Below are 26,613 nucleotides of genomic sequence, written 5' to 3'. Positions count from 1 at the left end.
TCCGGGAATCACCATGGTTCGCATTCCTACAAACCGATCACCGATTCATCCAGGTCAGATGCTTCTGCTTGAATTCCTTGAACCCATGGGATTGAGCCAGCGGGATTTGGCAAATGGGATTTGTGTGCCATACCAGCGCGTCAATGAACTCATCAATGGCCGCCGCGGTGTGACTCCCAGTACGGCACTGCGCCTGGCCAAGTTCTTAGGGACTTCAGCCGAAGTCTGGATGAATCAGCAGATTCGATGGGATCTCTACTTTGCCCAAGTGTCGGAAGCAGATGAATTGCGGAAAATCCAGAAGGTCAAGGTCGCGTGATACAAGTAGCATTTGCTGCGGTTGCCTAACAACTGCATGAAGCTGATGCCTCGCCTTGTCACGGCCTTTGCGCTGACAGATGACGCTGGCGCGTCAGGCTTGGCGAGCAAAGCCCGCACCAAGCCGGTCACAGCTTATTCAGAACGTTAGCTTTACACTGATATGAGAGGAAGTGGAATGAAGATTGACATACATACTCACACCAGAAAGGTCAAAAGTGGTGATTCACAGATGCGTGACATTGAACCTGAAGCATTTAGGGAAATAATCCATTCAACAGATGTTAAAATCATTGCAATAACAAATCATAACCTACATGGCAACGTGATGAATCAGCATAACAGCAGCATCAAGCTGATGCCGCGCCTTGTCACGGCCTTTGCCCTGCAGGATGACGCTTTCGCGTCAGGCTTGGCGAGCAAAGCCCGCGCCAAGCCGGTTACAGCTTATGCAGAACGTTAGACGAATCAGGAAAGCGGAGAGGCACACGTCCGTATCCAGGATGCCAGATCATCTTCAGTGATCTCTCCAGCGGCGAGACCGTAGATGGTCGACACCACACTTTCTTGTGTTGCCTGAAAACTGAAACCATTCAGGCCAAGGAAAACGACCATGACGAGAAACCCGACTCGCTTGTTGCCATCCTGGAAGGGGTGGTTCTTGACAATTCCAAAGCCATAGGCGGCCGCCAGTTCAGCGGCATCGGCTGTAGGCTTGAAGTTCCATCGTTGTTGTGGCCTTGCCAAGGCAGACTCGAGAAGATCGCTGTCCCGAAGTCTTGGAAGTCCACCATGCTCCCGGATCTGATCGAGGTGAATTGCCTCGATGACCATGGAAGGAACCCAAACGGGGTCTGTTCTTGACGCCACTATTTGGCCAGTTCCCGCAATGCTTCGCGGTACTTTTTGGCTGTCTCTGTAGCCAGCTTCAAGGCTTGCTGGGTAACTGGATCGAATGGTGTCAGCAAGATGCCGTTGTCCGTCTCGATGGCGAACAAGCGATCGCCGGGTACAATGTGAAGGCGTTCAGCCATGTCTTTAGGGATAGTGGTTCCGATGGAACCCCCGACTTTGCGAGCGGCGACTTCTTTGACCATGAGTTATTCTCCTGAGTGATGTCCCGGGAGTATAACACTTATGCTACATGAAGTCAATGTGCATTCATCTTCTAACAACTGCATGAAGCAGGTGCCTCGCCTTGTCGCGGCCTTTGCCCCGGCAGGATAACGCTTTCGCGTCAGGCTTGGTGAGCAAAGCCCGCGCCAAGCCGTGATCCAAGTAAGCCTTTTCTGCGAAGGGCTCATCACTCTGCGATATGTCACGCTGGGGCCCAGCAAACGCGTGTAGGCGTTTTACGAGTATTCGCTTATTGGAGCTTACAGGGCTGACCAAGTTCAAAAACTCCACCCCAAGTAAATGTTCGGCTCAAAAAGAAAGACGTTTCCATATTTGTCGTCAAACTCCTTGAAACCTTCAGGTGAATTGTTATCAAACATCCACTGGTTGACATGAACCTGAGGTTCGATAAAAAATCTTTCCTTCTTGCCGATCGAGAAATGATAGCCCAAATGGTACGAGTTATAGACTTTGAAACCACTTTTGATTTTATTCCCGTCTAGATCGGTATAGGTTTGAATTTGTGGCAACACTTCAATAGTTGCAAAAAGCCCTTTCAATAGCATGCGTTGGTATGTGACGCCAATTCCTGTTTCTCTCAAGTATCCATCGTAGAATTCACTTCCAGACTCAATTTTGTCCAGAAGACCATCCCACCAGGTGATTCCCATGGGTTGAAACAATCGCCATGTAGCGAACTTCAGTCCTATGATGTTCTTGTCATCCAGATTGCGTTTTACATGAATCTCGATCATTTGAGTACTTGTTCGATCGTTCCAATGCCCTCCAAGAGGATCTGTCAAAACAAAATAAGGCGTACTGACCCTCCACTTGTGTTCTACCTCAACTGCTTTATCCTCGAGGGGGCGATTTTGAGCAAAAGCACTGAATGAGCAAGAAAAAAAGAGAATTGTGAACAAATATTTCATGAGCTTTCCCCGGATAGTTGACAAGTACGTGAAAGGAATCACGCGGCCATTTGCTGCTGCACTTCGAACTCCGCCGGACTGGCGTAGCCGAGCGTAGAATGCCGACGTTTGCGGTTGTACCGAGTTTCGATGTACCGGGAGTTCGCGCGTCGCGCTTCTTCCCGCGTGTGCCAGTCGCTGCGCATGATCAGTTCGAACCCCGCGTGGCAAAGAAGCTCTCAGCCACGGCGTTGTCGTAACGGTTACCTCGCCCACTCATGCTCACCAGCATTCCATGCGCCTCCAGTTCCGCGCGATACGCGGTCGACGTGCATTGGCTGCCGAGATCCGAGTGACAAATCAGCCCGGGCGTGGGGCGTCGTGCCACTCGCATGTGCCACCTCCGCCCTGAAGGCAGAGCGTGTCAGGTGTCCACGAAGTCGGGTCAGGTCCGTCATGATGAACACTTTAAGTAAAAAATCCATTGCTGTAAAGCGTGAATAGCCCCGGGTTTAACGGAGACTGTTTTACTTGTGTGCCAGCGCGGCGAAGTCCGCGCAGTCGGTGCAATACTGTGCTTCAAACTCTACCGGCGGCAAATAGCCAATCGGTTCCTACAAGCGTTGGGTGTCAAACCAGCTCACCCATTCCAACGTGGCGACCTCAACTTCGTCACTGCTCCGCCACGGACCGGCCCAGTGAATCACTTCCGTTTTGAATAAGCTGACAATGGTTACGGCGAGTGCGTTGTCGTGGCTGTCACCACGGCTTACGACCGACGGTTCAATGCTGGCTTCCGCTGAACTCTCCGAGTCGAACCTGGATGAATACTGCGACCCACGGTCGCTGGATGGATGAAGGGCGCGTCGGTCTCACGGTTGCACAAGGCTTCTTGCAGCGCGTCCAACGCCATGTCACTGCGCAACGGTGCATTGGCGCGCCAGCCCACAATGCGACGCGAAAACATCTCAATGAGAAACGCGCCATATGCGAAGCCGCGCCACGTGGCGACGTTGGTAAAGTCCAAGACCCACAACTGATTCGGTCGCGTGGCCGTGAAGTTGCGGTGTACGAGATCCAGCGGTCGCTCCGCATGGATATCCGGGATGGTCGTGCGCACGCGGTGACTGCGGACCACACCGCGCAGGCCCATCGACTGCATCACGCGGGCGACTGTTCAGCGCACCACCGCGGCAACGGACAGCACCTGAAGGACTACTGCTGGTATGCAGAAGCGATCCTCGCCGCAGCGGATGGGGAGGTCGTCGCTGTACATGATGGGCACCACGAGTCGCCGTTCATCGGGTACTTCATGCCGGATTTCCTCGCCACGCAGATTGCCGGCAATCACGTCATCATCCGACATGGCGAAGGCGAATACGGTTTCCACGCGCATCTCATTCCCGGCACTGTACCGGTTGAGGTTGGAGATACGGTCAACCAGGGCGACCTCATCGGACGCTGCAAGTATTCCAGAAATTCCACCTCTTGACGCGACGTCAGGCGAATCAAGGTGCATTGGGTCGACCTGCGCGGCTTCCTGTATTGCCTTGACTAGTATAATGCCCCGCGTTATAGTGGGTCCCATGATACAGTCTTTCAAGAGCCCTGGCGCAGAGGATGCATTCAACGGCGTTGCCTCCAGCAGTGCGCGGTAATGCTGCCCGCAATCCGTTTGGCCAATTGCGTGGCGGAAGCTGGATCAACTCAACCGTGTACGGAATCTGGCAGAGCTTCAAATGCCCCCTGGAAACCGAATGGAGTGGTTGAAGGGGAACCTGAGGGGCCTTTGCAGCATCCGGATCAATCCGCAATTCCGGATTTGTTTCCCATGGGAGAATGGACATGCCCACGAAGTCGAAATCATCGACTACCACTAGCGAAAGTGGACGGAGACTTCCGCTCAAGCGGCCACCTGCACATCCTGGCGACATGCTGCTCGAGGAGTTCATCAAGCCTCTGGGTGTAAAGCAGATTGAGTTGGCGCTAAGGCTGGGAGTCTCATAACCTTGTCTGAACGAGATCATCAAGGGTCGCCGTTCTGTCACACCGGATACTGCCATGCGGTTGTCTCGGGTACTTGGGATGACCGCGCTCTTTTGGCTTGGCCTACAGCATGATTGGGATTTGTGGCACGCGATGAATAGTCCTGCTGCGAAGGAGATTTTGCGATTGAAGCCACTTGTGATTGTTGGGACACATATCGCCTAACAACCGCATGAAGCTGATGCCTCGCCTTGTCACGGCCTTTGCCTTCGTAGATGACGCTTGCGCGTCAGGCTTGGCGAGCAAAGCCCGCGCCAAGCCGGTCACAGCTTATGCAGAACGTTAGACGAATCAGGAAAGTGGAGAGGCACACGTCCGTATCCAGGATGCCAGATCATCTTCGGTGATCTCGCCAGCGGCGAGTCCGTAGATGGTCGACACCACACGTTCTTGTGTTGCCTGAAAACTGAAACCATTCAGGCCAAGGAAGATGACCATGACGAGAAACCCGACTCGCTTGTTGCCATCCTGGAAGGGGTGGTTCTTGACAATTCCAAAGCCATAGGCGGCAGCCAGTTCGGCGGCATCCGCGGTAGGCTTGAAGTTCCATCGTTGTTGCGGCCTTGCCAAGGCAGACTCGAGAAGATCACTGTCCCGAAGTCCTGGAAGTCCACCATGCTCCCGGATCTGATCGAGGTGAATTGCCTCGATGACCATGGAAGGAACCCAAACGGGGTCTGTTCTTGACGCCACTATTTGGCCAGTTCCCGCAATGCTTCGCGGTACTTTTTGGCTGTCTCTGTAGCCAGCTTCAAGGCTTGCTGGGTAACTGGATCGAATGGTGTCAGCAAGATGCCGTTGTCCGTCTCGATGGCGAACAAGCGATCGCCGGGTACGATGTGAAGGCGTTCAGCCATGTCTTTAGGGATAGTGGTTCCGATGGAACCCCCGACTTTGCGAGCGGCGACTTCTTTGACCATGAGATATTCTCCTGAGTGATGACCCGGGAGTATAACACTTATGCTACGTGGAGTCAATGTGCATTCATCGTCTAACAACTGCATGAAGCTGATGCCTCGCCTTGTCACGGCCTTTGCCCTTGCAGATGACGCTTGCGCGTCTGGCTTGGCGAGCAAAGCCCGCGCCAGGCCGTCCACAGCTCATGAAAACGTTAGAAGGCTTGCAACGTGAGGTGTCGGATGGGTGACTGTGTGTTCTGCAAGATCCTAGCTGGGGATATCCCGGGAACATTTGTCTATCAAGACGATGTGTGCGCGGCGCTACTCGACATCCAACCAGTGAATCCCGGTCACCTGCTTGTGATTCCGGTCCAGCACGCGCGCTACCTCGCGAATCTGGATGAGGGGACAGCGGGCCATCTGATGCGCATCGCGCATCGAATGGCAGCGGGGCTTCGGCGAAGTGGGCTTCGGTGCGAAGGTACCAACCTGTTCTTGGCTGATGGAGAGGCTGCAATGCAGGAGGTGCCCCATGTCCACCTTCACGTGTTTCCGCGGTTCCAAGGTGATGGAATCGGGGTGCGCTTCGGTCCGGTGTACGAGAACAAGCCAACGCGAGAGGTTTTGGAAGAAGCCGGGGGGCGGATTCGCGACGCTCTTGCGCATGGCGGAAAGGCCTTCTAACAGAGGCTTGCAGCTGCCGTGCCATTTGTCACGCCGCTTGTACCAAGCGGAGCGCAAACCCTTCGAGACCGGGACCGCAGCTGAACCCTGAGGATTTAGGCGACAAGTAACACAACAGATTCCGGGCGACGCATGAGCAAACTACCTGTACAAGAGGGCGATGTGGGTGTCCAGGCCTGGCTCGACAACGTGAAGCCTGAGCATCAAGGCCTGGTCAAGCGAGTCGATGCTCTCATCAGAGAAATGATTCCTGAGGTGCGGTGTACGATCAAATGGCGAAAACCATCCCAGCCGCTTGGCGTGCCGTTCTATGGCACCCCCGGCAAAGGGTGGGTCGTTGCCATGTGGTCCTTCAAGGACCGGGTGGGCGTCGGCTTCATCGCTGGCACGCTGCTCGATCCCGAACCACCGGTTACGAGCATGTCCGGCCCGTGGAACCGGGGAGCGGATTACAAAGCTCGCCGGATCGACATCCACAACGAGAACGATCTTGACGAAAAACAAATGCGCCGCTGGCTGAAGCAAGTCAAGAAGTTGCCGGGATGGTCAAGCAAGAGTCCGGAACTGGCTGTCGAAGAGTGAGTAGTTTGCGTCACTCGTTTTTCCCACGCACCGACTGCAGGTGACTGGCTCCGCTCGTGATATGATGTGGTTGTCGGTTTGGAACTCGCTCCTCGTGGGCGGCCGGCACCTGATCCGTTGATTTTGGCGACTCAAGGAGCTTCAGGTCGACTTGCTTGGCTTCGTGTGTTGCATTGACAAGTACAATGACCCTCGTTACAGGGGTCCCATGATACAGCCTTTCAAGAGCCCTTGCACTGAGTATGTGTTCAACAGAGTTGTCTCCAGCAGTGAACGAAAATGCTGCCCTCAATCCATTCGGCCAAGTGCGTGGCGGAAGCTGGATCAACTCAACCGTGTACGGGATCTGGCAGAACTTCAAGTGCCCCTTGGAATCCGACTGGAGTGGTTGAAGGGGAATCTGAAGGGCCTTTGCAGCATCCGGATCAATCAGCAGTACCTGATTGGTTCCTATAGCGAATGGACGTGCCCACGAAGTCGAAATCATCGACTACCACTAGCGAAAGTGGACGGAGACTTCCGCTCAAGCGCCCGCCTGCACATCCTGGCGACATGCTGCTCGAGGAGTTCATCAAGCCTCTGGGTGTAACGCAAGTTGAGTTGGCGCAAAGGCTGGGAGTCTCATATCCTCGTCTGAACGAGATCATCAAGGGTCGCCGTTCTGTCACACCGGATACTGCCATGCGGTTGTCTCGGGTTCTTGGGATGACCGCGGACTTCTGGCTTGGCCTGCAGCATGATTGGGATTTGTGGCACGCGATGAATAGTCCTGCTGCGAAAGAGATCTCGCGATTGAAGCCACTTGTGATTGTTGGGACACATATCGCCTAACAACCGCATGAAGCTGATGCCTTGCCTTGTCACGGCCTTTGCCCTGCAGGATGACGCTTGCGCGTCAGGCTTGGCGAGCAAAGCCCGCGCCAAGCCGGTCATGGATTGTGCTGAACGTTGGACGGCGCAAGCGGAGCTGCGTCAAATCGCGGAGTCTTGCAGATGTGTGAGCTGGCGGTCTGCTGTCATTGCTCAGGCGATGCGGTCGACCTGATTGCCGTGTACAGCCGATACACGAGTCGAACAGGGCTTGAGCACCTGGTCGCCTATGTCGGAGGCTCGCCGGACGGCATAAGGTGGCGAGCCGAACGGGTTCTCGTGGAGAGGACGTCCGCTGAGTCGGTGGCCCTTGTGACTGAGATGGGCGAATGGAGCGCGGGCCGCACCTACGCCCGACCCTCCGAGAGCGCCGAGTACAGCCCGGCTCTGCGCCGGATCGCGGATCCCGTTGACCCGCATGTCGACGATCGGATCTACAATCTGGTCAAGCACTGGGTGTACTGGGACAACGGCATCCTGCGGCTCAAGGCGGAAAATGTCGGCGCGCGCGTCTCAGCGGGCAGTGCGCAGTCCGGCCCGGTCGACACGAGCACGGTCGCGGAGCTGCGTTCCATCTGGCTGACATCCATGCCCTGACGCCGGCAGTTGAGGGCCGATCCATCGTCCCGCTCGCAGAAGGAGTGTTCGAAATGCAAGCATCGTCCACAGTTGCGGAAAGACGCCTTGGCGCGTACACAGCCATCCTGGGCTCGATCTGCGCCATGTCAGGTGCAGCACTCATGCTGGTGTCGGGGGCAGACATTGATCTTGCGATCGCTGACGACCAGGTTGGTGCGTATCTCATGGCTGCGGGTGAGCACAAGGGCCTGCTTGTCGCCAACCTGACAGTCTGGATGGTCATGGCATTTCTGCTGGGTATCGCTGCAACCGCAATGACCTCGCTGAGTGGAAAGCACAGAGTGTGGTCTGTGCTGGCACGATACTGCTACTGGACGGGAGTGCCCCTTGTGCTGGCAGCCTATGTCGGCTGGTTGGCCGTGGTTGTGCAGGTGGCGCCCGATACATCGCCCCCGGCAATTCTGCTCGCGCAGACATTGGGCTGGTTCGCATCACGTGCGGACTGGGTTGCCACCATTCTCATCATCGGGATTGGTCCGACATTCATTTCGCTGGCTGGCCGCGAGGATTGGGTGCCCAAGTGGCTTTTGCTCTGGAGTTTCGTGACGGCTGCTTCCGCTGCATTGAACGTTGTCGCGATGCTGACTGGCGGAGCGGGACTTGCCACATATGGATTCGCGATCATTCCCGTTGGAGTTGGTTGGATGATTGCCGCAGGAATCGTGCTTGCGCGGGGAGCTGTGGCACATTCACAGTCGACTCACGCGCCATGACAGCCCCATCGACCTCATGCTCGCCTTGTCACGGCCTTTGCCACGAACGATGATGCTTGCGCATCAGGCTTGCCAGGCAAAGCGCGCACCAAGCCGATCACAGGATTGCAGAACGTTCGTCGCCTTCTAGAGTAGAGCTTCCAAACATCAATGAATGTGTCACAATCCCAATTGCCATCGTCCGGCAATTCAGAGCCACCGCCGGACCGAAAGAGAATGTTTCATTTCTGGCGCTGCTTCTGGCTGACATTCCTCGTTCTTGCACTTGCGTACGCTTGGTACAGCTTCTATGTCCCCACCAGCAGTATCGCCTGGGCTGACAACTACACGTCGGCTCAGCATCAGGCCGCCGACACCGGCAAACCGATGATTCTCTACTTTTCCGGCGAATGGTGTGTCCCCTGTCGGATCATGAAACGACAAGTGTGGGCTGATGAGGAGGTGAAGACATCTGTCAGTTCGCAATTCATTCCTGTGGAAATTGACGTGGACAACCCAGACAATGCTGCGGTGTTGGCACGTTACAACGTCGGCGGCTCGCCCGTCACGATCATAACCGATCCACAGGGAAATGCTTTGCGATGGCGAGTTGGGGGGATCGGCAAATCTGAATTCCTGGAATTGCTCAGGGCGCCGAGTGTATCCTCTGCAATGGACCCGTGATGCCAAACGGTTAGATGGCTGTCTCAGCTCTGAGTTGTCGACGAGCCAATGCCTGAGCCGGAGCGGCGAATCCGGCGGACATTGAAATCAATGCGGTCCGTTTTTGCTGTCCGGGCTCTTGACCCTTGCCTGCATTGGATCACGCCCTGCCATGAGCACTGGCTGAAATTGGAGGAGATGGACGCAATCCTGGCGACAGTGAGCATTCCACTTGCCGGCAATCATTCTCAGATGGCGAAACAGCTTTTTGATGCTTATAGTGAGCAAAGTCTGGGGTTTGTATTCAGGAATACTCATGACTTCATTGCTCGCCGGAAAACGAATAGTCATCATCATCGAGGGAATCAGTATACCTGCGTACACCAAACTGTGGGATATGGCCAGAGCATTGCGTGACGCAGGAGCGGAAATTACGGTGATCTGTCCCGCTACTCTGGGCGCGAAACCAGGATTCGAGCGACTCGAAGATATCGATATCCATCGCCACCCCTTGTATGAAGCGAACACTCCCTACGGTTTCATTCTGGAATATGCAGGTGCCCTCCTGTTCGAATCATGGATTCTGTTGAAGATCCTCCTGCGCGGGAAGATCAACGTAATCCACGGAGCCAGTCCACCAGACCTGATTTTCCTCCTGGCGCTTCCCTTGCGTTTGTTCGGTGTGAAGTTCGTCTTCGATCACCACGACATCTCACCCGAGATGTATGAGGCGAAATTCCGCAAACGCGGATGGCTCCATGGCCTGCTCAAAGTCATGGAGTATCTCTCGTACCGGACCTGTTCCTTGTCCATCGAACCGAACAAGTCCTACGTGGACGTTGCTCTCGGTCGGGGGGGCATGAAGCTGGAGAATACGGTTGTGGTACGCAGTGCGCCCAACCTGGAGCGTATCAAGCTCCGGTCGCCGAATCAGCTGCATCGCAAGGGAAGGGACCATCTGGTCGGATACGTCGGAGTCATTGAAAAGCAGGACTGCCTTGACCTGCTCCTGCAGGCCATCAGCACAATCACGGCCAAGCGCTCCGATGTCCAGTTCGCTGTCATCGGAGACGGCACAGAACTCGAACGGATCAAGCAACTGGCCAGTGCCCTTGAACTGGATGCTTTCATCACGTTCCATGGCTGGATCGACTCGGATGAGATGCTGTGTGAAATTCTCTCCACCTGTGACCTGTGCGTTGGTCCGGATGGCTACAGCGACTATGCGGACTGGTGTACGACGATCAAGATCCTGGAATACATGGCCATGCGGAAACCGATGGTTCTCTTCGATCTGAAGGAATCTCGCGTCTCGGCCGGGGAATCCGCATTGTACGCCCGACCGGATGACGTGGATGAGTTTGCTGCCAACATCTGCAGGCTGCTCGACGACGAGGCCCTGAGACATCAGCTTGGCGATGCCGGATATTGCAGGATCATGAACGGAATGAGCTGGGAATCGCAGCAGGAGATTCTGATCCGCGCTTACGCGGAACTGCTGGGCCGGACGGCCACAGCGGCGGCGCCGACCAGTGATGGGGCGCGGGCCGGCGACGGCCAGCGCTGACGCAGCGGGCTTCGGGCCCCCCGACGATCCGCCGCCCGTCCGTGTGAGCGGGTGTCGCATCCATGCCGGAGCTGGAACTGGTGCACTGAACATCCTGACGCAGCGGCCTTCTCTTTCTTCCGAACTGCGGGCCTTGTTCGTGATCTTGCCGGGCGCCGAACAGAACCGCCGCCAGTGCCACGTCGATGGACAGGAAGACCATGCCCAACCCCGAACAGCGACTGACCCACGCCTTTTCCGTGGATGTGGAGGAGTGGTACCATCCCCTGCGCTTCTTCCAGAAGACGGACGGATACGGACCCAGCAGGCTGTGGCTGGGGCTTGAACGGCTGCTCGCCCTGCTGGATGAGCACGGCACCAAGGGCACATTCTTCTGGATCGCCGATGTTGCCGTCGCATGCCCCGAGGCGCTGCGCCTTGTCGCGGAGCAAGGGCACGAAATCGCGTGTCACAGTTACTCCCACGAGCACATGATCTACCATCAGACGCCCGCCGAGTTCAAAGCCGACACGGAGCGGGCGATGAAAACCCTTCAGGACATCTCGGGTGTCGAGGTCCGTGGCTTCCGGGCGCCCTGCTTCTCGATCACCGCACGTTCCCTCTGGGCCTTCGACATACTGGGGGAACTCGGGTTTGACTTCGACAGCAGCGTGTTTCCTGTGCACAATTGGCGCTACGGAATTCCGGGTTTCCGGGAAACACCCAACATGGTGGGGGACACGCACCCCCTGCTGGAAATCCCTCTCTCGGTACGGAAGGTGGCCGGTGTGAACATCCCGGCTGGAGGCGGAGCCTACTTCCGCATCTATCCCTACTGGCTGACCGCCGCCAACTTTCGCCACCTGGAAGCCAAGGGGCAACCTGCTGTGTTCTATATCCACACCTGGGAACTGGATCCCGAGCATCCGCGTGTCAGGTTCGACTGGCGGGCAATGATCACCCACTATGTCAATCTGAGCCGGACGGAGGGACGCCTTCGGCGGCTGCTGTCCGAGTTCCGTTTCGCGCCACTCGGCGAGCTGGTATCCCGAGGTGTCGCCGATGCCCACTGAGTGCCACGGACAGTGTCCACCCAACGGTTCTGGAAAGCGAAGCTGGTGGGAGAGTCGGGGCAAGCGGCCTTTCGACCTGGTGGTCGTCATACTCAGTGTCCCGGCGACACTGCCTGAGGCGACCAGATACTACACCAGAGGCACTCGCGGAATCGCCGCGCTGATTGACGCCATTGCCTCCCTCGGCGAAGGACCCATCCTCTGTGGTCAGCAGGTGGTCAAGGTGGATTCGGCACGACGGGAAGTGCACACCAGTTCCGGAGAGTGTTTTCGATACCGGCGTCTCGTGAGTACCATCAGCCTGCCATCGCTTGCGGCCTGTGTGACAGATCTACCCTCAACTCTCCGCGGATTGGCGGATGGCCTCAAGGCGCAGGGTATCCGGGTTGCCCGAATCGGCTGCCGATCGTCCAGCTCCGGCCTGGATGGAATCTGGACCTATTTCCCGGACACGACGGTTCCTTTCTATCGGATGACTCGCCTGGAAAGGATTTCAGCGGATCTTGCCCCACCGGGCGGCGCCGCCCTGCTCTTCGAGTATCCGCAAACCAGCATGCCGGAAGAGACGGAGCTGTTGTCTTGGCTCGACGAGCTGGGCGTGGCGGACCGGAACGACGTGGAGCATTTCAGCAGCATCCACCTGCCGACAGCCTACGTGCTTTTCAATCGTGGATTCCGGTCCAGGTTGAATGAACTCCGCACTGTCCTGTCGGACCGCGGAATCCTGACCGCCGGGCGCTACGGATCCTGGCGTTACTCGGACATCGAGATGGACATTCATTCCGCGATTCGTGCGGCACACGCCGCGGCTGGAGTGACTCTTGCGGGATCCGAATTTCTGGACGCCATGAAGACTTGAATGGACTCAGTGCATACTTCAAGCCGGCAAAATCCTCAGGCCCGGGAGTGGAGGAGTCGCGGACTTGGATCAGGCGAAGACAAGACTCGGAAGATGAACAGGAAGTCGGCCCACCGCGCTGCGGGATCCGGCCGCAGGCACGGGATACCAACGCCAATTCGGGCGCAGTTCGTTGGCGCTTGCGGACACCGCTGCACACTCAGACCTTGCCTCATGCCGATTGCATGGACACTCATTCGCATTGCAATCGTGTGACCTGTGATGATCACGCGCCAACCCGATCACAACCCGTGCCCCAATTCCGGCCCCGGACGGCGTACGACGCATGGAGCGACAGATGACGAATCCGGTGTGCTACGTGGAGATGCCCGTCACGGACCTGGACCGGGCGATCGCGTTCTATGGGGCGGTCTTCGGCTGCACGTTCGAACGGGCGGTCGTGGACGGCAACGAGATGGCCTTGTTCCCGGCCGATCCAACCGGCACGGGGGTATCGGGCGCGCTGGCATGCGGCGAGAGTTATCTGCCCGGCCGTCAGGGAGCACGGGTGTACTTCCGGGTGGATGACGTGGCTGACGCGCTGGGTCGGGCGGTGGCAGCCGGCGGGCGCGAGCTGTACCCGCCGACGACCGTGCCGGGGAACGGCAATGTGGCCGAGTTCGAGGACAGCGAGGGCAACTGCGTGGCCGTATTCGCTGCCGTGAGGTGAAGGGCAACCCAGAACCAGTTTCCGCCCAGACAACTGAGACGCCTGGGCCTTTCCATGGGCATGGCTGACCGGCTCCTTCCGCGGGCCGAGGTGGCCGACGCCAGCCAGGCACTCCTGCAGGGCATTGACTCCCAATCCAGCGCGCGGATCGCCTATATTCAATCTGTCGGCGTGAATTCAGCGTCTCGCGGCCAGCGCGGCAACGCGCCAATGCATGGGTGCCGCGCAACGAGACTCTGCATCGAAGGCCTGGCCCCGTCAGGGCTGGCACTTGAGTGCCCTCCGATCGTCGCAGCTCGAATGCACGGGCTGCTGGGGGCCCCACGGGCATTCCAGCGGAGTCCGTCGGCACGGGCATTCAAAGTGAGAACAGGGAGAACGCGTGAGCAGGAAGTGGATTTCATTGGCACAGTGGTTCCGTGGGCCTGTGGTTCCGTTGTCCGTGATGCTGGTGCTGGCAGCGTCCGCCGGCGCGGCAGCCACGAGCACTGAATCGTTCCAGAACGGCAGCGCTGCCGATGTCACCTTGCTGTTGGTCTATGTGTTCTCGGCCTTGTTGTTGTCATTTCTCTGCTCGATCGCCGAAGCCGTGCTCCTGAGCCTGACACCTTCCTACATCGAGGCGCAGCGTGACAAACGCCCCCGATATGCGGCGCGGCTCAGGAGAATGAAGCAGGACAATCTGGACCAATCGCTCGCCGCCATTCTGACACTCAACACGATCGCCCACACGGTCGGTGCCATCGGAGCCGGCGCGAAAGCCGCTGTCGTGTTCGGAAGCGCCTGGTTCGGCCTGTTTTCCGCGCTGATGACCCTGGGCATCCTGTTCCTGTCCGAGATTCTTCCCAAGACCATCGGCGCGCTCCATTGGTCAAAATTCGTGGCGCCAACGGCTCTGTTCGTGAGAATCCTGATCGTGATCCTCTATCCGCTCGTCTGGATCTCCGAGAAACTGACCAAGTCGATTTCCCATGGAAAGGCCGTGCATGTCTTCAGCCGGGACGAGTTCATCGCCATGGCGCGTGTCGGCGAGAACTCCGGATACGTCAAGAACAGCGAGTCCCGGATCATCCAGAGTCTATTCCGCTTTGGGGATTTGAAGGTGACCGACATCATGACTCCATGCAGCGTGATGACAGCGGTGCAGGAAGATCAGGATCTGGCGGAAGGACTGGAGATCATCACCCAGAAGCCCTTCTCGCGCTTGCCGCTGTACAACAAGGACATCGACGACATCACAGGTTTTGTACTCAGAGCGGACATTCTGCTGGCCAATGCGCAGGACCGAAGCCAGGAGCCTGTCAAGTCATTGAAGCGCGAGATTCATACAGTGCCCGGCACGGTGTCGCTGACCACACTGCTGGAGCGCCTCATCAAGGAGCGGCAGCACATCGCCATCGTCGTCAATGAGTATGGCGGGACAGAAGGCCTTGTGACACTCGAAGATCTTCTCGAGACCCTGATCGGCGTTGAAATCGTTGACGAAATGGACAAGGTCGAAGACATGCGGGCCCTGGCCAGGGAGTTGTGGGTGAAGCGTGCCAAAAGTCTTGGCCATGATGTTGAGAATACCGGAGAGTGAGCAAGACCGAACGCGAGCGTTCAGCTGACGGCCGGACTTTGCAGGGGCGAGCGGCAAACCTGGGGCCGGACTGGCCGCAGCACAGGATTGAATCAGGTATCACAGAAGCTGCTGGAGTTCGCGCCCGCCTTGACCATCGACCCCGATCCGGGGCCGACTCTGCCGAGAATGCCCAACGTCTGAATGATCCATCGATTCACACGCGCGGAGCAGCCCCTTGCAGCTTGCCAACACAGCCAGGTCATCCCGGCCAGAGTCGTGCGTGATCACCCGTCTGATCTGTGGGCTTCAGACCGCAACCGTACAGGTTCCGGACCGGCACACCGTGGGGCAAGGCACGTCCTGGTCCGTGTACTCCGGGACTGTCACCTGAAGGACATCAACCATGCCTTCGCCAACATCGATGGCGGGTCGGACACCCTCATCCCCGGGGAAATTTGCGCGGATACCGACACATGGTTTCCGGAGGACAGCTGGGATGTGTACAGCCTGCGTGGAAGTCATCATCAGCGGCAACTGCTGAAGGTTGAGCACGCGTACCTGAAGACCCAGAATTCCGTTGGTGGCTGGAGCGGGTCGGCACATTTTTGGGACGAGGCGCTCAGCACTCAGTCGCGCTCACGATTCGCTGCCTCCTGTGTGGACTTCATCAATCAGGGATTCTACGTATCCTGTTGGGGACCCGCGAATGCCGGAACCCGGGAGAACGGGGTCGTTGACCATCGGGACATGGAGCAGAACCGGATCGGCATGAACGGCTGCCTCGAGTTCTGGGCGGAAGACGCGCGCCTGCCGTGGCATCGCAATCCGTCGATCCAGAGAATGATCAGCTATGATGCACGTTCGATCCGCGAGAAGGGCGCGTTCATCACCGCACCGGATCTGGGCGGGGCCAGAGCGTGAGCATGGTGGTCCTCGACGGCAGGCCGCCGATGCGCACATGGCATGGGAGTCGTCGTGCGTCACACGGAACATCAGGGAGCGACCGATGAGAGCCATCACATATTCGCGCTATGGCCCCCCCGAGGTTCTCCAGCTCAGGACCGTGGACCGGCCTGTGCCCGGTGACGACGAGGTCCTGATCAAGGTGCAGGCCGTTGAAGTCACGAAATCCGACTGTGAGATGCGGAGCTTCAGATATGCGCTCAAATGGTTCTGGCTGCCCCTGAGGTTGGCCCTGGGAGTGCGAAGGCCACGGCGCCGGATACTGGGCGCCTATTTCTCCGGCGTGATCGAGTCCATGGGAAAGAATGTCAGCAGGTTCTCGGTCGGCGATCAGGTTTTCGGGGCCTCACGGTTCCGGCTGGGGGCCTATGGAGAATACCTGGCCCTGCCGGCGGACTATACGATTGTCGCCAAGCCCCAAAACATGAGCTTCGCGGAAGCCGCGGCGGTGCCTCTTGGGGGGATGAACGCCCTGCATTTCATGCGACGCGCTCAAGTCCAGCCGGGGGAAAAGGTGCTGATCAACGGGGCCGGTGGCAGCATCGGTGCCCATGCCGTGCAGATTGCCAGGTCCATGGGGGCACAGGTCACCGCCGTGGACAGCGCCATCAAGCGTGAGTTTCTGACCCGACTGGGCGCCGACCACTTCGTGGATTACACCACGGAAGAATTCCTGGCGGACGGTCAACGGTATGATGTCATCTTCGACATGGTTCCCGGAAGCCCGTATGGGGCCTGCATCAAGGCCCTCAATCCCAAGGGGCGCTATCTGTCGGGCAATCCCGGCCTCGCGGTGATGTGTCGCTCGGTTCTGACTTCACTCTTCAGCGACCGGACGGCCACATTCGCCTTTGCCGCGGAGACCGAGGAAGAATTGTCGACTCTCAGGCGGATGATCGAGGAAGGCAGCCTCCGCTCGATTCTGGATCGGGTCTATCCCATGGAACTGGCGGCGGAGGCGCACCATCGTGTCGAGACCGAGGAACGCACGGGCGCGGTCGTGATCGCGATCGGAGATTTGCCGTGACTCCTGACCGGCCGATTCGTCGTCAGGTTTCCATGTCATGCACGGCCACTGGACAGGTCCGTGACCCACGAGTGGATCTGCGGCTGAACTGGGCCGACACCGTGCGGACCGATCGTCTGGACGAGTCGCGAGGCGAGCCATCGCGGGCCGTACCGATGGCGGCGTCCGGTGGCATTCTGGGAGTCTGGAATCGCCTGGCATGATCCATCACAGCCGTCACCGGAATGTGACACAACCAGAAGGTTTGAAATGGAACCAACCGACACACGCAGCGATTCAAGGTCCAGGTTTCTCTCCGCAACCCCGGAGCAGGTCTTTGCCGCCATCAGCGATCCTGAGCGGGTCGCCCGCTGGTGGGGCCCGGACGGATTCACGAACACGATTCATCAGTTCGATTTCACCGTCGGCGGAACCTGGCGTCTGACCATGCACGGTCCCGATGGTACGCACTACCCGAACGAGTGCCGTTTCACGAGGGTCGTCAGCAACCAGCTTTTCGAGATCGAGCATCTGAATGGGCATCACTTCGTGCTCACCATCGAGCTTGAGCCCAGGGATGGCGGCACCCATGTCAAGTGGTTGCAGACTTTCGACACGGCAGAACACTACCGGAAATTGGCTCAGTTCATTGCCGTGGCCAACGAGCAGAATCTGGAGCGACTTGCCGCTGAAGTCTCGAATGGGCGGCATGCCCGCTGAGGACCCTCTCGATCGGACCCATTGCGAGATGCCGACCCGCCGGTGATCTGGACTCCCTGGTTTCGGGATGCACGAGCAGTGAGCAGGGACGTGCACACCGGTCCGCACACATGTCTTCACCCAACGACGACCTGCCTCGAAAGGAGGCTGATGATGAGCCAGTACGTGTTTGACCAGAAGGCCGTGTCGCAACTTGAGATCATGTACAGAACGCGTGACGTGCTCCGCCGTCGCCGCTTGGTCCGCGAAGCCCTTGCCGCCCGGGCCGGGGAGCGAGTGCTGGACCTTGGCTGCGGCCCGGGTTTCTACACCGCGGAACTGCTCGCGGAGGTCGGCACCCATGGCACGGTGGTGGGTGTGGACACCAGCGCCCCGATGCTTGAGGCAGCGGCCAGCCGTTGCGAAGGGCTGGGAGGCGCGTCCTTCCTGCAGGGAAACGCCACCGCGCTGGACCTCGAGGACTCCAGCTTCGACCGTGCGCTCTGCGTGCAGGTGCTCGAGCATGTGGGCAACGTGCCGGCGGCACTGGCCGAGCTTCATCGTGTGCTCCGTCCGGGCGGACGGGTGCTGATCTGGGACGTGGACTGGTCCACCCTGTCCTGGTACTCCACCGATCCTGAGCGCATGCAGCGGATGTGTCGTGCCTGGGACCTCCATCTTGCGCATCCCTCGCTGCCGAGCAGCCTGGCACCCGCACTGCGCGCCACGGGGTTCGGGGAGATCCGCGCCGAGGGGCACGCCTTCGTGACGACCGAACTTGACTTCGAGACCTACGGCGGAAATGTGCTGCAGCGAGTCGAGCACTATCTCGCGGGGCGCGACGACATCGATCAGTCCGATGTCGCGGCCTGGGCCGAGGAGCAGCACGAGCTTGGCGCGCAGGGAAGGTTCTTCTTCGCCATCATCCAGTTCTGTTTCACGGCGCTCCGCACCCATTGAGGCATTGTGCATCCGTATACGTGACGATGGATACCTGGAGGCATTCGGTTCCCATGACCAGCATCACCGAGATTCGTGAGTGCGAGATCACTGCCCGACAGCATGCGCAGCTTGCCGACCTGCGAAACGCCTCATTTCCTGATCACCAGAAGCAACGATCGTATTACAAGCAGTTACCGCACGCCCGGCTGATCGCCCATGACGGCGATACGCTGGTGGGCCAGCTGGGCATCGACCATCGCGTGATCAGTGTGGGCGGGAACGCACTGACGATCTTCGGCGTGATCGATGTGTGTGTCAGGGACACGGCCCGCTCCCGTGGCATCGGCAGCTCATTGCTGGTACGCTGTCTGGAACGGGCCAGCGCCTGCGGAATCGACTATGTGATCCTGCTGGCCGACGACCAGCGACTGTACCGGTCCCACGGGTTCGTGAGCGTGCATGCGACGTGCGCCTGGCTTCGCATCGATGAGTTCCGCAGTCTGGGAATGGCCGTTGAGCCGCTCGGGGGAGAGCTGATGATCAAGCGAACAGGCCACAAGGAATGGCCTGAAGGCCTGGTGGATTTCCTCGGTTACCTGTTCTAGCATCTCCCGTGACAACCGACCCGGACCCTCAAGGTCTTGCTGCCGTCCCGCATGAGATGCCGGGTGGGCACGTCGATCGTCGCAAGGCCGTGGTGACTCTACACCTTTCTTCTTGGCACCCATGCATAGTCCCGGGCCGGCCACCCGGCGCCCCCACAGTCAGTCTGACCCGTCAGGGCGGCCAGAAATCGCCGCGAGGCACCCGGGTCCGTGTCTGGTCGGCTGAGCGGCAATCCCGCAGAACAAGACAGCTTCAGCGCGGTGTTGCTGGATCTCAATGACCCGAGGATGGTCCTTGGTCGCCCGAAGGACCCGCTGATTGCCTCCGAGGAACCCGAACGCAGGTGCCTTGTGCCCAAGGTCGTCCACGGTTGCGGGTCGCTGGACATTCGGGACACGTTGAATCTGCCCTGCACGAACAGTGACCTGACGACGACCCGCGTCCGCATGAAACTGAAGGATCTGCGGACCAGTCCGCGGGCGTCAGGAAAGCCGCCTTCACGGCAGTACCCTCCGGGTCGTCGCGGAATGGGGCGTCAGCCTCTGCCATGACCACGTGCGCCTGGTTTCGGACTTACGGAACGGCCGACCCGATCGGCAGGGTTCTGCCGCGATGATCCGTCATGCTGGCCTTCAAGGGCTTTTCGCTTGCACGAATAGAACAGAATTGGCAGGATGGGTGGTCCGATGTGCTGGCTCCCCCGTGCCCTCAGGCTCCGTGGTCATTCCCCCGCCCACTGTGATGCGTACTGCGCAGCGGAAGATTGGCCACGTCGGCGCGCACGGGCGGCGTTCCGGACATCCGAACATCACACAGATCACATCAGTTTCTGCCTGCAAGCGACCATGGACGTCGAGTGACCTCGCTCGCCTGTTCATGGGCCGAAGGAATGCGGGATCCTCATCACCTCGGAGTGCGTGGGATGTGATCGGACAGCAACGTGCCGAGAGTGCCTGGAAGGAGGCCCTGTTGTTCGCCAGACTGTTGAAGATCCTGCATGGATCCCCGATCGCCTCCACGGGCGTGTTGTTCGCGCTTGGCATGCTGCTGATCTTCGGGAACATGCTCTACCTGTCCGATCGCATCAACAAGAAGCTGACCCTGAAGTACGTGGAGACCTATGTCCAGTCGCTGGAGAAGGTGCATTCCATGTATTCTTCCGAGGTTGTCGCACGCCTGCGCGACCTGGGCATCAAACCCATCAATGACTATCGCAACCACGAGGGCGCGATTCCCTTCCCGGCAACCTTCAGCATCGAGCTGGCGGAAGCCATGACCAACCCTGAGCTGGGCATCACCAATCGCCTCTACAGCGACTATCCCTTCGCCTACCGGACCGACGGCGGTCCCCGGGATGAGTTCGAAAGCCTGGCGCTGGCGACCCTGCGTTTCGCGGAGGACAAGACACAGCCCTTCATTCGCTTCGAGACGGTCAATGGCCGCAAGTCCATGCGCTACGGCAAGGCGCTGGTGATGGAGCAGAGCTGCGTCGACTGCCACAACAGCCATCCCCAGAGCACGAAACACGACTGGAAGGTCGGGGACGTGCGCGGTGTCCGCGAGGTCATTTTCCCCGTGGGAGCCACGCATCAGGCGGCCTGGTCCGAATGGGGCGTCACGGTGGCCGTGATGCTCGTGATCACCATCGTCGGGCTGGGAATCCTGTTTCTGGTGATCAACGCGCTGCGGGCCTCGATCGCGCTGCTGTCGAATACCAACGCTGCCTATGGGCGTTTCGTGCCCCACGAATTCCTGGGGTACCTGAAGAAACAGACCATCGTGGACGTGCAGCTGAGTGACAGCGTGCAGAAACAGATGACCGTGCTGTTCTCCGACATCCGCAATTTCACCCAGCTGTCCGAGCACATGACGCCCGAGGAGAACTTCGCCTTCGTCAATTCCTACTTCGGTGCCATGGGCCCCGTGGTGCGCAAGAACAAAGGCTTCATTGACAAGTACTTCGGCGACGGCATGATGGCCCTCTTCGACGACGCCAACGACGCGGTGCGGGCTGCGATCGAGATGCAGGCCACCCTGGACCAGTACAATCGTGATCCGTCCCGAAGCGGCCCCGGGACAGACGCTCTGCGTATCGGCATCGGTGTGCACAAGGGCCTGCTGAGGCTGGGCACCATCGGCGAGCGCAACCGCATGGACGGCACCGTGATCAGCGACGCCGTGAACCTGTCGGCGCGCATCGAGAGTCTCACGAAATACTATGGCATCGAGATCCTGATCACCGATTCCATCATGCGCGGGATCGAGAACCCGGGCAAGCTGCCGATCCGGCTGATCGACAAGGTCAAGGTCAAGGGACGCCAGGAGCCCACCACGATCCACGAGATCTTCAGCGGTGATCCGGAACCGATCAAGTCCCTGAAGATCAAGCTGAAGACCGAGTTCGAGCAGGCCATCGCCCTGTATCAGGTCAGCGAGTTCGAGAAGGCCATCGTGCTCTTCAGGCGCTACCTGGACCAGCTGCCCGGCGACCGCCCCGCCCAGCTCTATCTGGAACGCTGCGAACGCTTTCTGAGCGTCGGAGTCCCCGCGGACTGGGATGGCACCTTCGTGATCGATGTGAAATAGGCTGGGCTCCGCGACCAGTCGAATCCCCATGAAAGCCCCGCGCCCGGGTTGGCGTCCGGGCTTGAGTGATTCATGGACACATCTGTCTTCACCACCCTTGTGGAACGATGGCAGCTTCGTTCACGCACTGGCAGAGTGCCCACCATCGCCGTCATACCCTTCCAGCCGATCGACACGATTTCTCCCCTGATGGGGAGTATTGCTTGCCCAAGCGCTTCTGCAAGTGCAGATTGAAAGGGCCGCACCCCTCCCCACGGCAGTCAACACACAAGCAGTCATGACAATTCATCCAGGTGGCAAGACATGAATACACAGAGGGTCGTGGGCGCCCTGCTTTGGGCAGTGCTGGCGGCAAGCACCGCATCGGCACAGTACCTGAACATCGACAGTGTCTTTCCGGCACCCTTCGCGAACCATGTGGCTCCTGCGGAGCCGATCCGGATCATGTTCGACCAGCCGCTCGATGAAGCATTTCTGAGCCCGGCCACGTTCATCGTCACGGGCAGCCAGAGTGGCCCGCTGGATGGCACCTTGAGCGCGACAGCCAACCAGGAAGCCGTATTCACTCCGGACCCGCTCTACCGCCCCGGCGAGACGGTGTCGTTCACGATCACCATGGGACTGCGCGGCATCAACGGGGACCATCTTGAACGGGGCCACAGTTACTCCTTCGTGGTGGCCGCTGTCGCTCCCCCGGAGGGCAGTGTGTTCTCCCAGCGCGTGATCAGCGGCACCAGTACCCAGGGGCGCGAGATCCGGGCGCTGGATTATGATCACGACCGGGATCTGGATCTGGTCAACGCGCACGAAGGCGTCCCGGAGCGGCTGATCGTGACTGAGAATCTGGGGGATGGGGTCTTCTGTTCCTTCGACACCGGCGGCAACTTCCGGCTGTGTTCGGTCTTCGACATCGACGGTGATGGCGACTACGACAATTTTGGAGCCACGGGAGCCTTCGACACGGAACTCAACTGGTTCGAGAATGAAGGCAGTCCACCGTACACGGAACACCTGATCAGTGTCGAGGACCCCTGGACGATCGTTGGCGGCGATCTGGACAGCGACGGGGATGCCGATGTGCTGGCGGCCGTCCTCCTGCCCAACCGACTGCTCTGGTGGGCCAACGATGGCGCGGGAAACTTCGCGGCGCCCGTCAGCATCCCCACGAGCTTCGGGGGCGGAAGCGACTCCTGGTTCACGCTCTGCGACATCAACGGCGACGCCGCGATGGACATTCTGGCCTTTCACCGGGACGACTACAATGTGGTGTGGTACGAAAACGACGGCAGTCAGAATTTCACGGAACACCTGATCGAGAATGCGCCCGACCGCGGCCGGCTGGCCAGCGGCGACCTGGATGACGACGGCGATGTGGACATCGTGATCGTGAGCGTGGAGAACTCGCCCACCCGACACATCGGCTGGTACGAGAACGACGGCGCCGAGAGTTTCAGCTACCACAACATTGACTGGGATGGCGTGGGACGCCTGTATACGGTGGATATCGCGGACCTGGACGGCGACCAGGACATGGACATCCTGGGCGGCGGGGCGCAGTTCATCAACGACGGCGCGCAGAACTTCACGGGAGAGGTCTTCGGTGGAGGTCTGGGACGCAACGGAAACTCCTATGCCAACGGACTGAGCCACGCCGATCTGGATCAGGACGGGGACACGGACATCCTGGTCATCGGTCTGTATGCGCTGGCCTGGTACGAGAACAATCCGGTGATCCAGCTGCTGGAGACCCTGCCGGCCAACGGTGCCGCGAGTGTCGCGCCCGATGCGGGCATCGCGCTGCAGTTCGACCAGGCCCTGGACGCGGCCACCGTGGGCGCCGAAGCGGTCTTCGTGCGCAGTCCCTGGCGCGGGGAAGTGCCCGGCAGTTTTTCGCTGGACGGGAGTGACCGGTTGATCTTCACGCCCGATCAGCCCTTCCTGGCTGGCGAACGGATCGAGGTCTCCGTGAACGACCGCCTGCTCTCGACCAGTGGACACAATCTGGGCGTGACACAGGGCTTCCAGTTCACGGTAGCCAGCGCGCCGGCGGTCAACCCCGCGTTCGAACCCCATCCGATCCACACCCATGACGGGAACCTGGTGGGCCTGGATCTGGCCGACATCGATGGGGACGGGGATCTGGATCTGGCGACCTGCAGCTGGACCGAACTGCTCTGGCACGAGAACGACGGAAGCGGCTCCTTCGACTCCCACTTTCTGACAGCCACGGACACACCGGTGGCCGTGCACCTTCTGGATGAGGACGGGGATGGAGACATGGACCTCTGGGTGGACAACAACGGCAGCACATCCAGCGAGCTCCATCGCAACGACGGTGACCAGAACTTCAGCGCCGAAAACATCACGGGAGCCTTGCGTGTCAGGCAGATCAAGGACTGCAACCACGACGGAGACCTGGATGTGCTTTACGGTTCATATGTGGACAACAGACTCAACTGGCTGGACGGAAACTGCGGGAATTACACAGGGTATGGCTGGTTGCCCACTGTCTACGCAAACTCCGCGCTGAGCGCCGACATGGACAACGATGGTGTCGACGACATGCTGCTGGCCGCCAGCCAGGGCGTCTTCGCCCTCGAGAACGATGGCTGGCGAATTCACACCCAGCGCAGCATCAATGCCACATCTTCGGTCGCGCTGGCGGTGGCCGATCTGGACGGTGACGGGGACCTGGACCCACTGGTGGTCGAGAGTTTCAGTGGATTGGTGTGGCACGAGAACCTTTCGACCTCCGACAGCCTGCACTTCGGCCCGGCCCAGGAGATCGGCGCGCTCAGCCAGGACCCGCGGGATCTGGTGGCCGCGGACCTGGATGGAGACGGAGACCCGGATGTGGCCGTCGTGAGCCGCAACGGTGACCAGCTGGTCTGGCAACTCAACCGTCTCGCGGAGCTCGAGGCCGACTTCGGTCCCCAGACCTTTGCTCCCGCTGCCGGCGATGGCTATACCCTGCTCAGATCGGGGGATCTCGACGGGGATGGGGACATCGATCTGATCACGATTTCCGATGGCGACGACCAGCTGATCTGGTGGGAGAACACGGGGATCACGGCCGTGCGGGAACCCGCGGTCCAGACGCGGGCACGCAGCCTGGCCCTCTGGCCGGTGGTACCCAATCCATTCAATCCCTCGACCACGGTCCAGTTCGAACTGCCCGTGGCGGGTCAGGTTCGACTGGCCGTCTACAACGCCGCCGGACAGCTGGTGCGCACCCTGCTGGACGAGAACCGGGCCGCCGGCGAATACAGCGTGCTCTGGGAAGGCCTCAACGAGTCCAACGCCCCGGTGGCCAGCGGGCTCTACCTGCTTCGCCTGGAGGCGGGCGGCGAGGTCCTGGTCCGCAAGGCCGTCCTGCTGCGCTGACGGCCCTGCCCGGGTGAACAGGGCATGCGGACCAGCCCCGACGGGCAGGTCACCGGACGCACGGTCAATCGCTACATTCAGCGTTCGCGTTGCACACACACCCGTTGTCAATCAGTCTGAATGCCATCTGAAGGAGAATCAGCCCGATGAGTCAATCCCGCACGATCCATGCCCATGCCGTTCACGAGGCTGGCGGCAAGTTCGAACCTTTCAGCTACGAGGTTGGCGAGCTGGGGCCCGACGAGGTCGAACTGGAGGTGCTGTACTGCGGCATCTGCCACAGCGACCTGAGCATGGCCAACAATGAATGGGGCATGACGCAGTTTCCGCTGGTGGCGGGCCACGAAGTGGTGGGCAGGATCGCGGCCAGGGGCCGTGATGTCACGCACCTGGAGCTGGGCATGACCGTGGGACTGGGCTGGCACAGTGGCTACTGTGGCCATTGCCATGCCTGCAACTCGGGCGACCAGAATCTCTGCGCCTCGGCCGAGTCCACCATTGTCGCCCGCCACGGTGGATTTGCCGACCGAGTGCGTGCCCGGGCTGCCAGCATCATTCCGATTCCGGCGGGAATCGACCCGGCCTCGGCTGGCCCGCTGTTCTGCGGTGGCATCACCGTATTCAACCCCATCGTGCAGTTCGGAATCAAGTCGACCGACAAGGTTGCCGTGATCGGCGTGGGCGGACTGGGGCATCTGGCCGTGCAGTTCCTCAGGGCCTGGGGCTGCGAGGTCACCGCCTTCACCTCCAGCGACTCCAAGCGCACGGAAGCCCTGGAACTGGGCGCCCACCGAACCCTGAATTCGCGTGACCCGGAGGAAATCGCCGCCGCGGCCTGGAGTTTTGACTTCATTCTGTCCACGGTCAACGTGAAGCTGGACTGGGGCCTGTACATCAACACCCTCAAACCCAAGGGGCGCATGCACTTCGTGGGTGCCACCCTCGAGCCGCTGGATGTGGGAGTGTTTTCCCTGATGATGGGCCAGCGCTCCATTTCGTCCTCGCCGGTGGGCAGCCCGACCACCATGGAAACGATGCTGGACTTTGCCGCCCGGCACGGCATCAAAGCCCAGGTCGAGAGCTATCCCATGAGCCAGATCAACGTGGCCTTCGATCGTCTGCGCTCGGGCAAGACCAAGTACCGCATCGTGCTTGCCAACAGCTGATGACTGCGTGCGGACCTGTCCTGCGCGACAGGTCCGCCCTGATCCCTGGCCCGATCCGGGAGCCACGGGACGTGTCAATGGCCACACTCCTGA

General features: G+C 59.5%; 31 protein-coding genes and 3 pseudogenes. 26 read left to right on the top strand and 8 right to left on the bottom strand.

The genetic code is table 11. The features are described 5' to 3' along the window. Positions 1 to 13: 13 nt before the first annotated feature. Complete coding sequence (locus tag H6678_10275; GenBank protein ID MCB9474184.1) at positions 14 to 319, top strand: HigA family addiction module antidote protein; 306 nt, start codon at positions 14 to 16, stop codon at positions 317 to 319. 177 nt (positions 320 to 496) lie between these two features. Further along, positions 497 to 781: a hypothetical protein gene (locus H6678_10270; protein MCB9474183.1), complete on the top strand. Its 285-nt coding sequence runs from the start codon at positions 497 to 499 to the stop codon at positions 779 to 781. A 5-nt stretch (positions 782 to 786) separates the two neighbouring features. Here the strand turns inward: H6678_10270 and H6678_10265 are convergent, their stop codons facing one another. From H6678_10265 to H6678_10240, 6 genes are all read right to left on the bottom strand, one after another. Beyond that, a complete protein-coding gene (locus tag H6678_10265; GenBank protein MCB9474182.1) occupies positions 787 to 1,152 on the bottom strand; it encodes a type II toxin-antitoxin system death-on-curing family toxin in 366 nt (121 codons plus the stop codon). A 35-nt stretch (positions 1,153 to 1,187) separates the two neighbouring features. Continuing rightward, the gene (locus H6678_10260; GenBank protein MCB9474181.1) at positions 1,188 to 1,415 is read right to left on the bottom strand and encodes an AbrB/MazE/SpoVT family DNA-binding domain-containing protein; all 228 of its coding nucleotides are present in this window, start codon (positions 1,413 to 1,415) and stop codon (positions 1,188 to 1,190) included. A 297-nt stretch (positions 1,416 to 1,712) separates the two neighbouring features. After that, positions 1,713 to 2,363, bottom strand: coding sequence for a hypothetical protein (locus H6678_10255; protein ID MCB9474180.1), 651 nt, complete (start codon positions 2,361 to 2,363; stop codon positions 1,713 to 1,715). A 38-nt stretch (positions 2,364 to 2,401) separates the two neighbouring features. Further along, positions 2,402 to 2,548 (bottom strand): IS3 family transposase, encoded by a 147-nt coding sequence (locus H6678_10250; protein ID MCB9474179.1) that lies wholly within the window; start codon positions 2,546 to 2,548, stop codon positions 2,402 to 2,404. A gap of 2 nt (positions 2,549 to 2,550) precedes the next feature. Further along, positions 2,551 to 2,736 (bottom strand): DDE-type integrase/transposase/recombinase, encoded by a 186-nt coding sequence (locus H6678_10245; protein ID MCB9474178.1) that lies wholly within the window; start codon positions 2,734 to 2,736, stop codon positions 2,551 to 2,553. Between the two features lie 375 nt (positions 2,737 to 3,111). Then, positions 3,112 to 3,462: a DDE-type integrase/transposase/recombinase gene (locus tag H6678_10240; GenBank protein MCB9474177.1), complete on the bottom strand. Its 351-nt coding sequence runs from the start codon at positions 3,460 to 3,462 to the stop codon at positions 3,112 to 3,114. Here H6678_10240 and H6678_10235 point away from each other — a divergent pair. The 3 genes and pseudogenes from H6678_10235 (at position 3,436) to H6678_10225 (ending at position 4,553) form a co-directional block, all read left to right on the top strand. Then, positions 3,436 to 3,834, top strand: coding sequence for a M23 family metallopeptidase (locus H6678_10235; GenBank protein MCB9474176.1), 399 nt, complete (start codon positions 3,436 to 3,438; stop codon positions 3,832 to 3,834). The two genes, H6678_10240 and H6678_10235, sit on opposite strands and share 27 nt — an antisense overlap. Positions 3,835 to 3,928: 94 nt before the next feature. Beyond that, positions 3,929 to 4,222 (top strand): annotated as a pseudogene (locus H6678_10230) (type II toxin-antitoxin system RelE/ParE family toxin). Then, positions 4,188 to 4,553: pseudogene (locus tag H6678_10225) on the top strand (HigA family addiction module antidote protein). Before H6678_10230 ends, H6678_10225 begins: the two co-directional pseudogenes overlap by 35 nt. Positions 4,554 to 4,679: 126 nt before the next feature. On the opposite strand, the gene H6678_10220 reads toward H6678_10225, so the two are convergent. Then, positions 4,680 to 5,045: a type II toxin-antitoxin system death-on-curing family toxin gene (locus H6678_10220; GenBank protein ID MCB9474175.1), complete on the bottom strand. Its 366-nt coding sequence runs from the start codon at positions 5,043 to 5,045 to the stop codon at positions 4,680 to 4,682. 35 nt (positions 5,046 to 5,080) lie between these two features. Continuing rightward, on the bottom strand, positions 5,081 to 5,308 hold the full coding sequence (locus H6678_10215; GenBank protein ID MCB9474174.1) for an AbrB/MazE/SpoVT family DNA-binding domain-containing protein: 228 nt from the start codon (positions 5,306 to 5,308) through the stop codon (positions 5,081 to 5,083). 219 nt (positions 5,309 to 5,527) lie between these two features. On the opposite strand from H6678_10215, the gene H6678_10210 reads away from it, so the two are divergent. The 21 genes and pseudogenes from H6678_10210 (at position 5,528) to H6678_10110 (ending at position 26,520) form a co-directional block, all read left to right on the top strand. Next, positions 5,528 to 5,971: an HIT family protein gene (locus H6678_10210; GenBank protein ID MCB9474173.1), complete on the top strand. Its 444-nt coding sequence runs from the start codon at positions 5,528 to 5,530 to the stop codon at positions 5,969 to 5,971. Between the two features lie 132 nt (positions 5,972 to 6,103). Next, positions 6,104 to 6,553 carry a DUF1801 domain-containing protein gene (locus H6678_10205; GenBank protein ID MCB9474172.1) on the top strand — a complete coding sequence of 150 codons (450 nt, stop codon included), beginning with the start codon at positions 6,104 to 6,106 and terminating at the stop codon, positions 6,551 to 6,553. A 208-nt stretch (positions 6,554 to 6,761) separates the two neighbouring features. Further along, a pseudogene (locus H6678_10200) lies at positions 6,762 to 7,053 on the top strand (type II toxin-antitoxin system RelE/ParE family toxin). Further along, a complete protein-coding gene (locus H6678_10195; protein MCB9474171.1) occupies positions 7,019 to 7,384 on the top strand; it encodes a HigA family addiction module antidote protein in 366 nt (121 codons plus the stop codon). The pseudogene H6678_10200 and the gene H6678_10195 overlap by 35 nt, the downstream one beginning before the upstream one ends. Positions 7,385 to 7,726: 342 nt before the next feature. After that, positions 7,727 to 8,020 (top strand): hypothetical protein, encoded by a 294-nt coding sequence (locus H6678_10190; protein ID MCB9474170.1) that lies wholly within the window; start codon positions 7,727 to 7,729, stop codon positions 8,018 to 8,020. Positions 8,021 to 8,073: 53 nt separating this feature from the next. Continuing rightward, positions 8,074 to 8,775, top strand: coding sequence for a hypothetical protein (locus tag H6678_10185; protein MCB9474169.1), 702 nt, complete (start codon positions 8,074 to 8,076; stop codon positions 8,773 to 8,775). 150 nt (positions 8,776 to 8,925) lie between these two features. Further along, on the top strand, positions 8,926 to 9,438 hold the full coding sequence (locus H6678_10180) for a thioredoxin family protein (GenBank protein MCB9474168.1): 513 nt from the start codon (positions 8,926 to 8,928) through the stop codon (positions 9,436 to 9,438). Between the two features lie 295 nt (positions 9,439 to 9,733). Beyond that, positions 9,734 to 10,984, top strand: coding sequence for a glycosyltransferase family 4 protein (locus tag H6678_10175; protein ID MCB9474167.1), 1,251 nt, complete (start codon positions 9,734 to 9,736; stop codon positions 10,982 to 10,984). Positions 10,985 to 11,184: 200 nt separating this feature from the next. Next, positions 11,185 to 12,036 (top strand): DUF3473 domain-containing protein, encoded by an 852-nt coding sequence (locus tag H6678_10170; GenBank protein MCB9474166.1) that lies wholly within the window; start codon positions 11,185 to 11,187, stop codon positions 12,034 to 12,036. A gap of 553 nt (positions 12,037 to 12,589) precedes the next feature. After that, positions 12,590 to 12,895 carry a hypothetical protein gene (locus tag H6678_10165; protein ID MCB9474165.1) on the top strand — a complete coding sequence of 102 codons (306 nt, stop codon included), beginning with the start codon at positions 12,590 to 12,592 and terminating at the stop codon, positions 12,893 to 12,895. 337 nt (positions 12,896 to 13,232) lie between these two features. Next, positions 13,233 to 13,604 carry a VOC family protein gene (locus tag H6678_10160; protein MCB9474164.1) on the top strand — a complete coding sequence of 124 codons (372 nt, stop codon included), beginning with the start codon at positions 13,233 to 13,235 and terminating at the stop codon, positions 13,602 to 13,604. 445 nt (positions 13,605 to 14,049) lie between these two features. Continuing rightward, entirely contained in the window at positions 14,050 to 15,186 is a 1,137-nt protein-coding gene (locus H6678_10155; GenBank protein MCB9474163.1) for an HlyC/CorC family transporter, read from the top strand. Positions 15,187 to 15,444: 258 nt separating this feature from the next. Further along, positions 15,445 to 16,089: a hypothetical protein gene (locus tag H6678_10150; GenBank protein ID MCB9474162.1), complete on the top strand. Its 645-nt coding sequence runs from the start codon at positions 15,445 to 15,447 to the stop codon at positions 16,087 to 16,089. 85 nt (positions 16,090 to 16,174) lie between these two features. Beyond that, positions 16,175 to 17,158 (top strand): NAD(P)-dependent alcohol dehydrogenase, encoded by a 984-nt coding sequence (locus H6678_10145; protein ID MCB9474161.1) that lies wholly within the window; start codon positions 16,175 to 16,177, stop codon positions 17,156 to 17,158. Then, the gene (locus H6678_10140; GenBank protein ID MCB9474160.1) at positions 17,155 to 17,361 is read left to right on the top strand and encodes a hypothetical protein; all 207 of its coding nucleotides are present in this window, start codon (positions 17,155 to 17,157) and stop codon (positions 17,359 to 17,361) included. The genes H6678_10145 and H6678_10140 overlap by 4 nt, the downstream gene beginning before the upstream one ends. A 46-nt stretch (positions 17,362 to 17,407) precedes the next feature. Next, the gene (locus tag H6678_10135) at positions 17,408 to 17,857 is read left to right on the top strand and encodes an SRPBCC domain-containing protein (GenBank protein MCB9474159.1); all 450 of its coding nucleotides are present in this window, start codon (positions 17,408 to 17,410) and stop codon (positions 17,855 to 17,857) included. 153 nt (positions 17,858 to 18,010) lie between these two features. Beyond that, entirely contained in the window at positions 18,011 to 18,796 is a 786-nt protein-coding gene (locus H6678_10130) for a methyltransferase domain-containing protein (protein MCB9474158.1), read from the top strand. A 53-nt stretch (positions 18,797 to 18,849) separates the two neighbouring features. Then, positions 18,850 to 19,383, top strand: a complete 534-nt coding sequence (locus H6678_10125; protein MCB9474157.1) for a GNAT family N-acetyltransferase — start codon at positions 18,850 to 18,852, stop codon at positions 19,381 to 19,383. Positions 19,384 to 20,308: 925 nt separating this feature from the next. Beyond that, entirely contained in the window at positions 20,309 to 21,970 is a 1,662-nt protein-coding gene (locus H6678_10120) for an adenylate/guanylate cyclase domain-containing protein (GenBank protein ID MCB9474156.1), read from the top strand. A 303-nt stretch (positions 21,971 to 22,273) separates the two neighbouring features. After that, positions 22,274 to 25,354 carry a VCBS repeat-containing protein gene (locus tag H6678_10115; GenBank protein ID MCB9474155.1) on the top strand — a complete coding sequence of 1,027 codons (3,081 nt, stop codon included), beginning with the start codon at positions 22,274 to 22,276 and terminating at the stop codon, positions 25,352 to 25,354. Positions 25,355 to 25,500: 146 nt separating this feature from the next. Then, positions 25,501 to 26,520: an NAD(P)-dependent alcohol dehydrogenase gene (locus H6678_10110; GenBank protein MCB9474154.1), complete on the top strand. Its 1,020-nt coding sequence runs from the start codon at positions 25,501 to 25,503 to the stop codon at positions 26,518 to 26,520. Positions 26,521 to 26,613 lie beyond the last annotated feature (93 nt).

This window comes from Candidatus Delongbacteria bacterium (genome assembly GCA_020634015.1).
Lineage (GTDB): Bacteria > CAIWAD01 > CAIWAD01 > CAIWAD01 > CAIWAD01 > JACKCN01.
This window is presented reverse-complemented; position numbering and strand designations above follow the sequence as displayed.